Source organism: Bacteroides sp. 11BF, from assembly GCF_019633765.1.
GTDB lineage: Bacteria > Bacteroidota > Bacteroidia > Bacteroidales > Bacteroidaceae > Bacteroides > Bacteroides hominis.
On record NZ_JAFKPJ010000013.1, the window covers coordinates 79,401 to 94,805 of the forward strand.

A 15,405-nucleotide genomic window follows, 5' to 3' on the forward strand; every position below is an offset into this window, starting at 1 on the left:
GCTATGAGTGAATCGAGTCATGTCGGCCTATGGAACCGCTGTCTTGAAATTATAAGAGACAATGTTCCTGAGTCGACATACAAAACATGGTTTGTTCCCATTGTTCCTTTAAAATATGAGGACAAAACGTTAATCGTACAAGTTCCCAGCCAGTTTTTCTATGAATTTCTGGAAGATAAATTTGTGGACTTGCTACGTAAGACGTTATATAAGGTTATAGGAGACGGCACTAAGTTGATGTACAATGTGCTGGTAGACAAAAGTTCAGGGACAACCGTGAACCAGGAGTCTACTACCCGCTCTACGGCTATCCCTCAGTCCGGACTCCCCCGGGTTGACGAAAGGAAAGCTCCGGGGTTATTGCGTGCTCCGGCTGTCCAAGACCTTGACCCACATCTAAATCCGAACTATAATTTCGAAACCTTTATTGAAGGTTATAGTAATAAACTTTCAAGAAGTGTTGCCGAGGCCGTTGCCGAAAATCCGGCCAAGACGGTCTTTAATCCGTTGTTTCTTCATGGAGCATCGGGAGTAGGAAAAACCCATTTGGCCAACGCCATCGGAACTCGCATAAAAGAGTTGTATCCGGACAAAAGAGTGCTTTACGTTTCAGCACATTTATTTCAGGTACAGTACACCGATTCTGTGCGCAATAATACAACGAATGATTTTATCAACTTCTACCAGACAATCGATGTACTGATCATTGATGATATTCAAGAATTTGCCGGTGTCACCAAAACACAAAATACTTTCTTCCATATCTTCAATCACCTACACCAAAACGGCAAACAGTTGATATTGACTTCCGACCGTGCTCCCGTATTACTGCAAGGCATGGAAGAGCGTCTGTTAACCCGCTTCAAATGGGGTATGGTAGCCGAACTGGAAAAACCGACTGTAGAACTCAGAAAGAACATTTTAAGAAATAAGATTCATAGGGATGGGTTACAGTTCCCTTCTGAAGTAATAGACTACATTGCCGAGAATGTAAACGAAAGCGTGCGTGATTTGGAAGGCATTGTTATTTCTATCATGGCCCACTCGACTATTTACAATAAAGAAATCGATTTGGATCTGGCACAACGCATTGTCCGCAAAGTAGTCCGCAGTGAAACGAAAGCTGTGACCATCGATGATATCATTAATGTGGTCTGCAAACATTTCGACTTGGAATCATCAGCCATCCACACCAAATCAAGAAAAAGAGAAGTGGTACAGGCACGTCAGGTTGCCATGTATTTGGCCAAGACACATACAGACTTCTCTACTTCCAAAATCGGAAAATTCATAGGCAATAAAGATCATGCCACCGTATTGCATGCATGCAAAACAGTAAAAGGCCAGTGCGAAGTTGATAAGAGCTTCCGGTCCGATCTGGAAAACATAGAAACTTTACTAAAGAAAAGAAATATAAACAGTGAACGATAAACAGTGAACGATGAACATTTGCAACCAATCATGCAAGCTGTTCATCGTTCGCTGTTTATTAATCACCGCCAGTTATTGCCCATCATTCATAAAACCTTGTTGGCGAAGTACTTTCAACAGATTTTCAGACATAAATTCATTATCCTTCTTTGTATAACGAACATCTGTGAACACTTGAGCCAAAGTCTCCTTATGATTCTCCTCTATAAACTGCTTATTCTCTGGTAAGGACTCCTTATAAGCATACAGCCGGTTTATATCTTCGACTGTATAATCGTGATAACTCTCTTCATGTATGATACCTTCTATAGGCAGACGATCTACTTGTTTAGGAGATTCCGCCGGATATCCCACCGTTACAGTAGTAATGGGAAATACCAGTTCCGGCAAGTGTAAAGCATCGATTATCATTTGAGGATTGTAAGTAGTAGTACCCAAATAACAAATACCCAGTCCGGCCTCTTCGGCAAGCGTACAAAAGGTTTGTGCAACCAATAAAGTATCCATAGCCGCATTCAAAAAAGACATTAAATTATCATATCCCGGTTTCGCATTCCTTTCCTGACAATATTTGCAGAAACGACGGAAATCTGCGCAAAATGTCAACACCACCGGCGCAGACTTTATCATCGGCTGATTAAAATGTGCCGGAGAAAGTATTTCTTTTTTCTCGGCATCACGAGTGACAACTACACTATAAAGCTGCATTCCGCCCATCGTAGAAGCACGAAATGAAGTTTCAAGCAAATCATTTAACAAATCCGACGTAATATCTTTTTGCTGATATTTGCGGATAGTTCTTCTGTTCTTAACTGTATCCATCATATCTTTTTTCTGCAAAGATATAAAAAGAATAATCATTCTATCTCATTTCCAATTTAGATTAATTTTCTTTTTGGAAAACTTCAGGCACTGAACAAAACCATCATTCATTTGTTTATCAATTGCTTATCATTTATAAACGGATAACTTAGTACCGGTTAATAAATTATCTCGTTTTTATTTTGATATACCAAAAAACATTCATAGCTTTGCAGGCACGTTTGTTAATGATAAGTAAGCTTCTACATATTTACTTATTAATAAAGAAATCTAAGACACATTGCATCGTGGAAAAGCAAATTTACTCTTACGAGGAAGCCTACGAAGAATCTTTACGATATTTTCAGGGCGATGAACTTGCTGCGCGAGTTTGGGTAAACAAATACGCAGTAAAAGACTCTTTCGGAAATATTTACGAGAAATCACCGAAGGACATGCATTGGAGACTTGCTAACGAAGTGGCCCGCATCGAGGCAAAGTACCCAAATGCACTAAGCTCCGAACAATTGTTTGAGCTTTTTGACCATTTTAAGTATATCGTGCCGCAAGGCAGTCCGATGACAGGTATCGGTAACGATTATCAAGTTGCTTCACTTTCCAATTGCTTTGTGATTGGTATTGATGGTTCTGCCGATTCGTACGGAGCTATCATCAAAATAGATGAAGAGCAGGTGCAACTAATGAAAAGACGCGGAGGTGTAGGTCATGACCTCTCCCATATCCGTCCCAAAGGTTCTCCTGTGAAAAACTCAGCCCTGACTTCTACCGGGCTGGTCCCATTCATGGAACGTTATTCTAATTCTACACGTGAAGTTGCCCAAGACGGACGCCGCGGTGCGTTGATGCTCAGTGTATCGATCAAGCATCCGGATTCCGAAGCATTCATTGATGCAAAAATGACAGAAGGCAAGGTAACAGGTGCCAATGTTTCAGTAAAGCTGGATGATGCATTCATGGCAGCAGCTGTAGAAGGCAGAAAGTATACCCAACAATACCCCATTGACTCTGACCATCCCACTACGGTGAAAGAGATCGATGCTTCCAACTTGTGGAAGAAGATTGTGCATAATGCATGGAAATCGGCTGAACCGGGCGTATTGTTTTGGGATACCATTATCCGTGAATCAGTGCCCGACTGTTATGCAGATTTGGGATATAAAACGGTTTCGACAAACCCTTGTGGAGAAATTCCTTTGTGCCCTTATGATTCTTGCCGCCTGTTGGCCATCAATCTGTATTCATATGTAGTCAACCCATTCACTAAAGATGCCTACTTTGACTTTGAGCTCTTCCATAAACATGTAGCACTGGCTCAGCGCATCATGGATGATATCATCGATCTGGAATTGGAAAAGATAGAACGCATCATGGAGAAGATAGATCTGGATCCGGAAAACGAAGAAGTGAAACACACTGAACGCGGTTTGTGGGAAAAGATTTATAAGAAGAGCGGTCAGGGAAGACGTACCGGTGTCGGTATCACTGCCGAAGGCGATATGCTCGCCGCACTCGGAATGCGTTATGGAACAGAAGAAGCGACTGACTTCTCTGAGAAAGTACACAAAGCCGTTGCACTGGGTGCTTACCGTTCATCGGTGGATATGGCCAAAGAGCGTGGTGCATTCGATGTATACGATACGGAAAGAGAAAAGAACAACCCGTTCATCAACCGTTTGCGCGAAGCTGATCCGGCATTGTATGAAGACATGAAGAAATATGGTCGCCGTAACATTGCGTGTCTGACCATCGCTCCTACCGGAACAACCAGTCTGATGACTCAGACAACCTCAGGTATCGAGCCTGTATTCCTCCCGGTATATAAACGCAGAAGAAAAGTGAACCCGAATGACACCAACGTACGCGTTGACTTTGTAGACGAAACCGGAGACGCTTTTGAAGAATACATCGTGTTCCACCACAAATTCGTGACCTGGATGGAAGCGAACGGTTACGATCCCTCCAAACGATATACTCAGGAAGAGGTGGACGAACTGGTGGCCAAGTCACCTTATTATAAAGCAACTTCAAACGACGTAGACTGGTTGATGAAAGTCCGTATGCAAGGCAAAATCCAGAAATGGGTAGACCACTCCATCAGTGTGACCATTAACCTGCCGAACGATGTAGACGAAGAACTGGTGAACCGCCTGTATGTCGAAGCATGGAAGTCCGGTTGTAAAGGCTGTACGGTTTACCGTGACGGTTCCCGTTCAGGAGTGCTTATCTCTGCGAAGTCCGACAAAGACAAGAAAGAAGAGCTTCCTCCTTGCAAGCCGCCAACGGTAGTTGAAGTACGTCCGCCGGTACTTGAAGCTGATGTTGTGCGTTTCCAGAACAATAAAGAGAAATGGGTAGCTTTGGTCGGCCTGCTCGACGGCAGACCTTACGAAATATTCACCGGTCTGCAAGACGACGACGAAGGAATCATTATTCCGAAAAGTGTAAATACCGGACGCATCATCAAGAATGTCGATGAGAACGGAAACAAACGTTACGACTTCCAGTTTGAAAACAAACGCGGATACAAAATGACAATCGAAGGTCTGTCCGAGAAGTTCAACAAAGAATATTGGAACTATGCCAAACTGATCTCAGGTGTGCTACGCTGGAGAATGCCGATCGAACAAGTCATCAAACTGGTAGGTTCGCTACAATTGGACAGCGAAAACATCAATACCTGGAAGAATGGTGTAGAACGTGCGCTGAAGAAATATGTGCAGGACGGAACGGAAGCTAAAGGCAAAAAATGTCCGAACTGCGGAAATGAGACATTGGTTTATCAGGAAGGTTGCCTCATCTGTACCACTTGCGGTGCATCCAGATGCGGATAAAAGCACAGCCTTGTAAATGATTAATATGTAAGCAAAAACATTGAAAGGAGCCTCTTGGCTCCTTTCAATGTTTAATAACATAAACAACACAAACGTTTGCATACTATTTTAAAGTAGTTCGATGAAAGTAAAGATACGACATACGTAGAATATTTCTATACTTGCAAAATCATTAGTCAAAAATTAAATCTAATATATATGATAGTATCATTTCATATTGAGTATCGCACAAGTTGGGGAGAAGAAGTCAGAATATTAGGTTCTGTACCCGAACTTGGAAACAATGATCCGGATAAAGCTATCTCCCTCGCCACAGTAGACGGTATCCATTGGAGCAGTGAAATAGCTCTTCAATCACCGGCAGAAGGAGTTATAGAATACAGTTATCACATTTATCGCGACAACAAGAACATCCGTACTGAATGGCACTCTTTCCCCCGGCGTGTCTACCTGCCTGCGGATGACAAAAAAAGTCTGCGCATCAATGATTGCTGGAAGAACCTTCCGGAGCAGCAGTATTTCTACAGTTCGGCATTCACCGAATCGCTTCTGGCACACCGTGACCGGAGTGCAACCCCCAAAAGTTACAAAAAAGGATTGGTGATCAAGGCTTATGCTCCACGCATCAACGGCAACTACTGTTTGGCCATCTGTGGCAATCAGAAAGTCTTTGGCAACTGGAACCCGGACAAAGCATGGCCTATGAGCGACATCAACTTCCCGGAATGGCAAGCCGAATTGGATGCATCTAAACTGGAATTTCCATTAGAGTACAAATTTGTATTATATAATAAGGAAGAGAAGAAAGCTGAAGCTTGGGAAAACAATCCTAACCGTTACATGGCTGCCCCCGAGATTAAAGCAAACGAAACACTGGTTATTTCCGACCGATATGTCTACTTTGACGTTCCGGCCTGGAAAGGTGCAGGAGTGGCTGTCCCCGTATTTTCACTCAAATCGGAGAAAAGCTTCGGTGTAGGAGACTTCGGAGACCTGAAACGAATGGTGGACTGGGCAGTCAGTACCAACCAGAAAGTGGTACAGATTCTACCGATCAATGACACCACCATGACCCATACATGGACAGATTCCTACCCTTACAATAGTATTTCCATCTATGCTTTCCACCCGATGTATGCCGACCTTAAACAGATGGGTACCCTGAAAGATAAAGAAGTCGCTACCGCTTTCAACCAAAAACAGAAAGAGTTGAATTCACTTTCTGCCATCGACTACGAAGCAGTGAACCGGGGAAAATGGGAATATTTCCATCAGCTATTCAAGCAAGAAGGAGAAAAAGTATTGGCTTCGAAAGCCTTCCGTGATTTCTTTGAGGCCAACAAAGAATGGCTGCAACCCTATGCTGCCTTCAGTTATCTGCGTGACGTATACCGGACACCAAACTTCCGCGAATGGCCTAAATATTCGGAATATAATGCACAAGAGATTGAAGAGCTTTGCCGTCCCGGTACGGAAGTCTACCCCAATATCGCCATCTATTTCTATATACAGTTCAACCTCCACTTACAACTGCTGGAAGCAACCACTTATGCCCGCGAGCACGGAGTGGTACTAAAGGGAGATATCCCTATCGGCATCAGCCGCAACAGTGTGGAAGCCTGGACAGAGCCCTATTATTTCAATCTCAACGGACAGGCCGGTGCCCCACCCGATGATTTTTCTGTCAACGGGCAGAACTGGGGTTTCCCCACCTACAATTGGGACGTAATGGAAAAGGATGGCTATAAATGGTGGATGAAACGTTTCCAAAAGATGGCCGAGTATTTCGACGCTTACCGCATCGACCACATTCTGGGATTTTTCCGCATTTGGGAAATCCCGATGAATGCCGTGCATGGATTATTGGGGCAGTTTGTTCCCGCACTGCCCATGAGCCGTGAAGAAATAGAAAGCTACGGACTACCTTTCCGCGAAGAATTCCTGACGCCTTATATCCACGAGTACTTCCTCGGACAAGTGTTTGGTCCCCACACCGCCTACGTCAAACAAACCTTTATTGAGCCGACCGACACGTACGAAGTGTACCGCATGCGTCCGGAGTTCGACACTCAACGCAAAGTGGAAGCTTTCTTTGCCGGCAAGAACGATGAAGACAGCATATGGATCAGAGACGGATTGTACGCCTTGATAAGCGACGTACTGTTTGTGCCCGACCGTAAGGATACGAACCTCTTTCATCCGCGTATCGGAGTACAGCACGACTTCATCTACCGTGCCCTGAACGATTGGGAGAAAGCAGCATTCAACCGACTTTACGATCAGTATTATTATCATCGCCATAATGACTTCTGGCAACAACAAGCCATGAAGAAACTGCCACAACTGACTCAGTCGACCCGCATGCTGGTATGTGGTGAAGATTTGGGAATGATACCGGACTGCGTGGCATGGGTGATGAATGACCTACGCATCCTGAGTCTCGAAATCCAGCGGATGCCCAAGAACCCGGCTGAAGAGTTCGGTCGTCTGAACGAATACCCGTATCGCTCGGTTTGCACATTCTCTACCCATGACATGTCGACTTTACGCGGATGGTGGGAAGAGGATTATCAACAGACTCAACGTTACTACAATCAGATGCTGGGGCATTATGGCACCGCCCCTGCCGTAGCAACACCGGAACTGTGTGAAGAAGTGGTCCGCAACCACCTCTACAGTAACTCCATCCTTTGCATCCTGTCACTACAAGATTGGTTGTCGATGGACGGAAGATGGCGCAACCCGAATGTGCAGGAAGAACGGATTAATGTCCCTGCCAATCCCCGTCACTACTGGCGTTACCGGATGCATCTGACACTGGAACAGCTCATGAAAGCCGAAAGCCTGAATGAGAAAATCAGAGAACTGGTTAAGCAAACCGGCAGAAATCCGGAAAAATAATATCCGTCAGTTTCCCAAGGAAGAAAAAGAACAAAGAGAGAAGAGCGAACCGGTGTGTTTTTCGCTCTTCTCTCTTGCTTTTCAGTAATATTCAGTATCTTTGCTGCACCAATGCACAAACAGTCAGAATGGGAGACGACAAAAACAAACGAATTGATTTTGTAGACTTGACGAAAGGAGTCTGCATCATCCTGGTGGTGATGGCACACATAGGTGGAGCTTTCGAAAAGCTCGATTACCATTCGATGATCGCCAGTTTTCGTATGCCCCTTTATTTCTTTATCTCAGGTATCTTCTTCAAGTCGTACGAGGGGCTTTTCGGATTCTTCATCCGGAAGATAAACAAATTGATCGTCCCCTTCCTCTTTTTCTATCTCAGCGCATTCCTCCTGAAGTATATTGTATGGAAAATTGCTCCGGGTGTATTTCAACTCCCGGTCAGTTGGACAGAGCTTTTAGTTGTGTTTCATGATCATGCCCTGATCAAGTTCAACCCTCCTATCTGGTTTTTGCTGGCACTTTTCAATTGCAATATCCTGTTCTATCTGGTCCACAGCCTGCGCGACCGGAAGTTAGGTTTGATGTTTGCCCTCACCCTCCTGATCGGAATCGCCGGATTCTATATGGGTAAACACCAGATCGAACTGCCCTTGTACATAGACATAGCCATGACCGCCCTGCCCTTCTATGTGGCCGGATTCTGGATTCGCCGTTACAACTTTTTCCTCTTTCCCCACCGTTTCGACAAACTGATTCCGCTATGTATCCTGGCAGCCTTGGTTGTGATGTACTTCACCGCCACGTTTGTCGGTATGCGTACCAACAATTATGCAGGCAACATTTTCCAGTTCTGGGCCTCAGCGTTTGCCGGCATCTTTATGATTATGCTTTTCTGCAAAAAGTTTAAAAAGCTCCCTGTCATCTCTTATCTGGGACGTTACTCGGTCATTACATTGGGAATACATGCCCCCCTTTTACATTTCGAATATCCGGTTGTCAGCCGGTTTATCCATAATGAATGGGGACAAGCCATTGTCTTGCTATTGCTCACTCTGACAATCTGCATTGCCGCAACTCCCATATTTCTGAAACTGATTCCGCAGGCTGTGGCGCAAAAAGACTTTATCAAAACCAAGCAATCGCAACAACAGAAATCATAATTGCATTTATTATCTTATCTTTGCCAGAAGACAATATCAATCTTTATATTTATGACTACCCACTATTATATCTTTCTGGAAAACGTCCGTTTCTACAGTTATCATGGAGTAGCTCCACAAGAGACTGCGATTGGCAACGAGTTCATCATCAACCTGAGGTTGAAAACCGATTTTGGCAAAGCCACCGAAACGGATGAAGTAGAAGATACCGTCAGCTATGCAGACATACACGCCGCGCTGAAAGAAGAAATGGATATTCCCTCTAAACTGCTGGAACACGCCTGCGGACGAATCGTGAAAAGGCTCTTCCGGGACTTTCCGAAAATCAGGGAAATAGAAATCAAACTGTCGAAAAGGAATCCGCCCATGGGAGCAGACATCGACTCTGCCGGAGTAGAGATGCATTGCACGAGAGACTGAATCAACATTAATATACTAATACGATGAAAAACCTTTTATTAATCCTCCTGTTGTTGCTAACGGGAGAAATCAGCGCACAACAAACTGCGACAATTGTAGTCAAGACCACCCCGGACAACGAAATCGCTTACTGGCCTACAGGAAAAGATCACCTGTTCTTCATTACCTTGGGCACTAAGGCACAAGCTGACCCTCAGGGGCAGTTCGTTCATGAATTCAGCGTGAGCCGTCCCACTACGATTCATGTATGGGCCAAAGGGAATAATTCTTTCACGCTCTACCTGACACCGGGAAGCAAAGATACTATCGCTGTGGCCAAAGACACGATCAACTTCAGTGGCACCAACCGGGTCTACAACCGATGTCTGAAAGCGGTGGACGACTATCAGCAATATAGCGACAATCTGATATACATGCAGCCTCACGAACTCGAAGGGGTGACTTCATTGGAACAATATCATCAGTTGGCAGATGCCAGGATGAAACAGGCACTCGACTCTGTAAATGCCTCCGGACTTGATAAAGAGTTTCTCGTAGAGCAGCGTGCACACATCGATTACACCTATCGGTCTATCTTTCTGCACGTCGCAATGTATCTGGTGAAAAATGAAAACTTTACCGAAAATTGGCGTAAAGAACTTGCAGAAATCATCAATCAACCCGTAGACAGTGATTATCTGCGTTCCTACCGCGGAATCGGACTCTTTATAAACGACTTGATCGGCGCACAATTCATAAAACTGGAAAATGGCAAACCCGAAGAGATAAAGGACTATTGCGCCTTCCGCTTCGACCGCTACCGGAAATTCTTCAAAGGCGACAATCTGCAATATGCACAAGCGCTACTTATCTACGAAGACGAATTTCAAACAAGAAACACTCCCTCAATCCCCCAACTATACGAAAGATATAAGGCCGAATTCCCCAATAGCCCCTTTCTATCTGTTCTTGAACCGGGCGTTAATAAAAACCTCCGCTTCCAAAACAGCCGCATCGACGACAAGGACTATCACATTCTGCCTTGCGACTCCACAGTTGAAAATCTGGAAGATGCGGTAAAACCCTTCAAAGGCAAAGTGGTCTATATCGACGTATGGGCCACCTGGTGCGGCCCATGCATCAAAAAGTTCCAATACCTGCCCGCCCTCAAAGAAAAAACACATAACATGGACATTGTGTACCTATACATCTCAATAGACCGCCCTCAGGACAAGGAGAAATGGGAGAAAACCATCGGATATCACCAACTGAAAGGCTATCACTTATTGGTAAACGAAAAGTTAGGAAAATCGTTGTATGCCGAACTTGGAAACGAACGACAAATACTGAGTATCCCCTGCTTTGTCGTTATTGATAAAACAGGAAAAATAGCTATCCGACACGCAGCCGCCCCGGACGAACCGGAAAAGGTAATAGAACAGTTGAGCACCTATTATAATGAGTGAAAACATATTCCCGACCGGATCATTGGAAAAATAAAAACAGGCAAAAGCTTGACTTCTGCAAGAAAACAGAGTATCTTTGCCTATGTAATCATAAAGTATATTCGAATTAAAATACGGTAATAGGGAGGAATAAATGTTTCTCCCTATTTTTTTGTACCTGCATCAAAAAATTCCGGAAGAGCGTTGGTTTGAAGCCTGCAGAGCCGGTGTTCCCCCCATTTAGAGCCTGAGTTTTACTCATTCAGACGGTTGCTTCCGATACTTTTCCCGGTATGTCGGGACACATTTCCCGGCATGAAAATGTGTTTTCATCAGAAGATAATCTTTTTTCTCCTATTGATAATCAACGGCGGGAAAGATGAAGGCTTGGAAGTTAACAATACATAAATCTGCTCTTGACAAAAACAGAAAGATAAACGACAGGCAAAACCGATACGCCACAAAGTAGATGTACCACCGAACGCACAGAGGGCACGGAGTTATTATATAGTAATTCTATATAATTAAAGCTCCGTGCCCTCTATGTACTCTGTAGTGAAATATACTTGCAGCCGAATAGGCTCTTATTTCTTTCTCTTTCTTTTCTTTACCGATTCTACTGCTTCGGTAACTACCGGTTTGTTTTCGAAACGTTTCGTATAGCCGGAGTAGTCCGGATGTGTCCGTTCGTAATCCGGATCAACAAAGAGCGGACTCGAAATAATATGATCGGCAGTGGAACGGTTGCAGCAGAAAACAATGTTCTCTACACTTGCCAGACGGGTCAGTGCCTTTACATCCGTGTCGTGCGGTTGCAGGGTCATCGGGTCAGTGAAGAAGAAAAGATAATCGATCTCTCCGTCCACAATACGCGATCCCATCTGCTGGTCACCCCCCAAAGGACCTGACTTCAGAATGGTAAAATCCCATTCCACATCGGGATGTTTCTCTTTCAATGCTTCCAGTATCAGCGTACCAGTGGTACCTGTACAATAAAACTTATGTCCCATCAATAACTCCGAGTTCCAAAGAACCCATTCAATCAGGTCTTTTTTCATAGCATCGTGTGCTACCAGCCCGATTCTTCGAATTAGTTTTTCCATAACGTTATCCTTTAAAATCTGGTAATTGCGAAAAGAACTTCCGCCCTTTCACATAGAACTGCACTAAGATACTACTTTTTATCCGTTCGGGAATAAAGTGTGAGGAAGTTTTTCTGAGATTCTCCATTCTTGCATCCCGGAAGCTATCGCGCAATTGTTTAAATTCACGACGGGCATGGAGAACGGCCTTTGCGTTGGGCAGCTGTCCTTTAAGAACAAACGTAGCTGCCGCAATGTAATCGAGCCAGCAACGTACCCGCATCACTCCGGGCAACTCTTCATCCGGAAGGTTCTTATAGAGCATGACAAGATTATTACGAAAGTTGAGGAAGGTTTTATGCGGATTCTCTTTTTTCAATGTGGCCCCTCCTACATGATACACCGTACTTTGAGGAATGCAAACGATCCCCCGTCCACGGGCACGAAGCCTCCAGCAAAGGTCTATCTCTTCCATATGGGCAAAGAAACGCCCGTCAAGCCCGCCTGCCTCACGATAATCTGCCAGACGAATGAACAGGGCGGCACCGGTAGCCCAGAACACGGGGAATACTGTATCATATTGTCCTTTATCCGCCTCGACCACTCCCATCACCCGTCCCCGGCAAAACGGATAACCATAACGGTCGATGAATCCGCCGGAAGCGCCGGCATATTCAAACAGGTCCTTTTGTCGCCAACTGCGTATCTTAGGCTGGCAGGCAGCAACCTCCGGATGGGTATCCAGATAATCAGCCATCGGTTGCAGCCAATGCTCTGTTACTTCTACATCAGAATTCAGCAGAACTACATATTCGGCTTCCACCTGTTGGAGGGCAAAGTTATAACCGTCGGCAAAACCATGATTTTCATCCAGCAGAATCTGGCGAACCGAAGGGAACTCGTGCCGCAGCATCTCTACCGACTGATCTGTAGAACCATTATCAGCCACACAAACTTCCACACCTTCCGCCTCGGAATGCCGGAGTACGGAGGGAAGAAACGAACGGAGCATTTCGCAACCGTTCCAGTTCAATATAACGACAGATATCTTATTCATCTTTCTTTTCGGGGCGTTTCAGCTTCCAGCGCTTATGTGACCAAAGCCAGTAAGCAGGTTCCTTCCGGATGGTCTGCTCCAATCTGCGGGCAAAGATTTCGGTAATCTCACCATCGGCGGTTTCTTTCGGACGATCGGTGACCAGATCGAACTCTACGCGGCAATACCCTCTCCGCTCCTTGCGCAACTCACAATAGAAAACCGGAAAGTCCATCATCTTGGCAATGCGCTCGGCACCATCCATGAACACCGTGTCCTGATTCAAAAAAGTAGTCCAATGGTGCGCCTCGTTCGTATTGGGCGATTGGTCGGTAATCAGTCCGATAGCCATCTTCTTGCCGTCACGTCTCAGCCTGATCACTTCGCGGGCGGTGGAGTGCTTCGGCACGTTGTACCCTCCGAAGCGGCTGCGGATGTACTTGAAAAGACCATCCAGATAAACATCTTTCAAAGGTTTGTATACCTGTACAGGTACATCGCCGGGACGCATAATCATTCCCATCCCCGTAATCCATTCAAAATTAGCATAGTGGGGGATCAGCAGGACAATCCCGCCCCGTTCGTCAATCATCCGGAGATAAGCTTCCTTGTTTTCGTAAGTCATACGTTTGCAAAGCTCTTTCTCGGACATGCGCAACATTTTCACATCTTCGAGCATATAGTCGCAAAGGTAATGATAGAACTTACGTTCAATGGCCTTCAATTCTGCTGCCGACTTCTCCGGAAAAGAGTTCTTCAGATTGGTACCCACCACCTTTCTCCGGTAACCAATCACGTGGTACAACCAGAAGTAAATAAAATCGGACAGGGCATACAACACCGGAAACGGAAGAATAGCCAAAAGCCACATCCCCACATAGGTTAACAAATAAAGAAGTTTCGATTTCATGTTTATTGTGTTATAGTTCCTTTCAGTGCAGTGCCATCTTCGTTAAAATCTCCCAAGAGAACATTTACTACTTGATTATCCAATGCCGGGTCACTTTCCACCTCTACACGAATGTAGTTTGCCGTAAAGCCGTGCATAGGCGCTCCTGCCTTAGGTTTCTCCATCAGGACAGGCATAGTCTGGCCGATATGACGGGCATAGAAGTCCTTCGTTTTCCCATCCGACAACGCAAGCAAACGCTGGCTTCGCTGATGCTTCGCCTCAGGAGTCACCACATGGTCTATCTTCAGTGCCTGGGTACCGGGGCGTTCCGAATAACTGAACACATGCAATTGCGTGATATCCAGTCCGGAAATAAATTCATAGGCTTTCTCAAAATACTCGTCGGTTTCGCCACGTGTACCCACAATTACGTCCACGCCGATAAACGCATCAGGCATCACCTCTTTTATCTTTGCAATCTTCGAAGCAAAAAGCTCCGTTCCATACCGACGGCGCATCAACTGGAGCACTTCATCGCAACCGGACTGCAAAGGGATATGGAAATGAGGCATGAAGCTGCGGGAGGTGGACACATATTCTATAATCTCGTCCGTCAGCAGATTGGGTTCAATAGAAGAAATGCGATAACGCTCAATGCCTTCTACCTGATCGAGTGCTTTCACCAAATCGAAGAAAGTCTCACCGGTGGACTTTCCGAAATCTCCGATATTGACTCCCGTCAGCACAATCTCTTTCCCACCTTCGGCAGCAGCCTGCCGTGCCTGCTCCACCAAAGATGCGACAGTCCCGTTGCGACTCCGTCCACGGGCAAAAGGAATGGTACAGTAAGAACAAAAGTAATCGCACCCATCCTGTACTTTCAGGAAAAAGCGGGTACGGTCACCTCTTGAACAAGACGGGGCAAAGGAACGGATATCTTTCGTTGCGGTTGTATAAGCCTCTCCTCCTTCGTGTTTATGCAAGTCGCCCAGGTATTGAAGCAGGTCTTTCTTTTGTTCCGCACCAAGCACAACGTCCACTCCCTCTATCTTTGCCACATCACCGGGTTTCAGCTGGGCATAGCAACCTGTCACCACCACAAACGCACCGGGATGTTGTTTCACCAGGCGGTGAATAGCCTGACGGCACTTCTTGTCCGCCATCTCGGTCACCGAACAGGTATTGACAATGCAAAGGTCAGCCTTTTCACCTTTCCGGGCCGTACGCACACCTGCCTCACGCAGGATTTTACCAATCGTCGAAGTCTCTGAGAAATTCAGCTTGCAGCCTAAAGTATAGTAAACGGCTGTCTTATCTTGAAATACAGTGGTATCTATCATAATCTGTAAAAACGCATATTCGGTACAAAGTTACACATTATTATTAGGAGTAAAGATGCAGAAGGA

Annotated in this window: 11 protein-coding genes; 6 read left to right on the plus strand and 5 right to left on the minus strand. The window is 45.3% G+C overall.

Features of this window, described 5'->3' with window-relative positions; genetic code table 11:
- Positions 1-3 precede the first annotated feature (3 nt).
- On the plus strand, positions 4-1,431 hold the full coding sequence (gene dnaA, locus JZY04_RS14430; RefSeq protein ID WP_005781424.1) for a chromosomal replication initiator protein DnaA: 1,428 nt from the start codon (positions 4-6) through the stop codon (positions 1,429-1,431).
- A 72-nt stretch (positions 1,432-1,503) separates the two neighbouring features.
- On the opposite strand, the gene JZY04_RS14435 is transcribed toward dnaA, so the two are convergent.
- Positions 1,504-2,292, minus strand: coding sequence for an NADPH-dependent oxidoreductase (locus JZY04_RS14435; protein ID WP_181996406.1), 789 nt, complete (start codon positions 2,290-2,292; stop codon positions 1,504-1,506).
- Between the two features lie 248 nt (positions 2,293-2,540).
- Here JZY04_RS14435 and JZY04_RS14440 point away from each other — a divergent pair, with 248 nt between their 5' ends.
- The 5 genes from JZY04_RS14440 to JZY04_RS14460 all read left to right on the plus strand — a co-directional run bounded on the left by JZY04_RS14440 (position 2,541) and on the right by JZY04_RS14460 (position 11,010).
- Positions 2,541-5,084 carry an adenosylcobalamin-dependent ribonucleoside-diphosphate reductase gene (locus JZY04_RS14440; RefSeq protein ID WP_122142676.1) on the plus strand — a complete coding sequence of 848 codons (2,544 nt, stop codon included), beginning with the start codon at positions 2,541-2,543 and terminating at the stop codon, positions 5,082-5,084.
- Positions 5,085-5,282: 198 nt separating this feature from the next.
- The gene (locus tag JZY04_RS14445) at positions 5,283-7,985 is read left to right on the plus strand and encodes a 4-alpha-glucanotransferase (RefSeq protein WP_122142677.1); all 2,703 of its coding nucleotides are present in this window, start codon (positions 5,283-5,285) and stop codon (positions 7,983-7,985) included.
- Between the two features lie 128 nt (positions 7,986-8,113).
- Positions 8,114-9,145, plus strand: a complete 1,032-nt coding sequence (locus JZY04_RS14450; protein ID WP_122142678.1) for an acyltransferase family protein — start codon at positions 8,114-8,116, stop codon at positions 9,143-9,145.
- 51 nt (positions 9,146-9,196) lie between these two features.
- On the plus strand, positions 9,197-9,565 hold the full coding sequence (folB, locus tag JZY04_RS14455) for a dihydroneopterin aldolase (protein ID WP_005808461.1): 369 nt from the start codon (positions 9,197-9,199) through the stop codon (positions 9,563-9,565).
- Between the two features lie 23 nt (positions 9,566-9,588).
- Positions 9,589-11,010, plus strand: a complete 1,422-nt coding sequence (locus tag JZY04_RS14460; RefSeq protein ID WP_122142679.1) for a TlpA disulfide reductase family protein — start codon at positions 9,589-9,591, stop codon at positions 11,008-11,010.
- A 563-nt stretch (positions 11,011-11,573) separates the two neighbouring features.
- Here the strand turns inward: JZY04_RS14460 and JZY04_RS14465 are convergent.
- The 4 genes from JZY04_RS14465 to mtaB are packed head-to-tail and all read right to left on the minus strand — an operon-like array spanning position 11,574 to position 15,339.
- Entirely contained in the window at positions 11,574-12,092 is a 519-nt protein-coding gene (locus JZY04_RS14465) for a methylglyoxal synthase (protein ID WP_005781440.1), read from the minus strand.
- Between the two features lie 4 nt (positions 12,093-12,096).
- Positions 12,097-13,128, minus strand: coding sequence for a glycosyltransferase family 2 protein (locus tag JZY04_RS14470; RefSeq protein ID WP_122142680.1), 1,032 nt, complete (start codon positions 13,126-13,128; stop codon positions 12,097-12,099).
- Positions 13,121-14,017: a lysophospholipid acyltransferase family protein gene (locus JZY04_RS14475; RefSeq protein WP_032537576.1), complete on the minus strand. Its 897-nt coding sequence runs from the start codon at positions 14,015-14,017 to the stop codon at positions 13,121-13,123. Before JZY04_RS14475 ends, JZY04_RS14470 begins: the two co-directional genes overlap by 8 nt.
- A gap of 2 nt (positions 14,018-14,019) precedes the next feature.
- On the minus strand, positions 14,020-15,339 hold the full coding sequence (gene mtaB / locus JZY04_RS14480) for a tRNA (N(6)-L-threonylcarbamoyladenosine(37)-C(2))-methylthiotransferase MtaB (protein WP_005808470.1): 1,320 nt from the start codon (positions 15,337-15,339) through the stop codon (positions 14,020-14,022).
- Positions 15,340-15,405 lie beyond the last annotated feature (66 nt).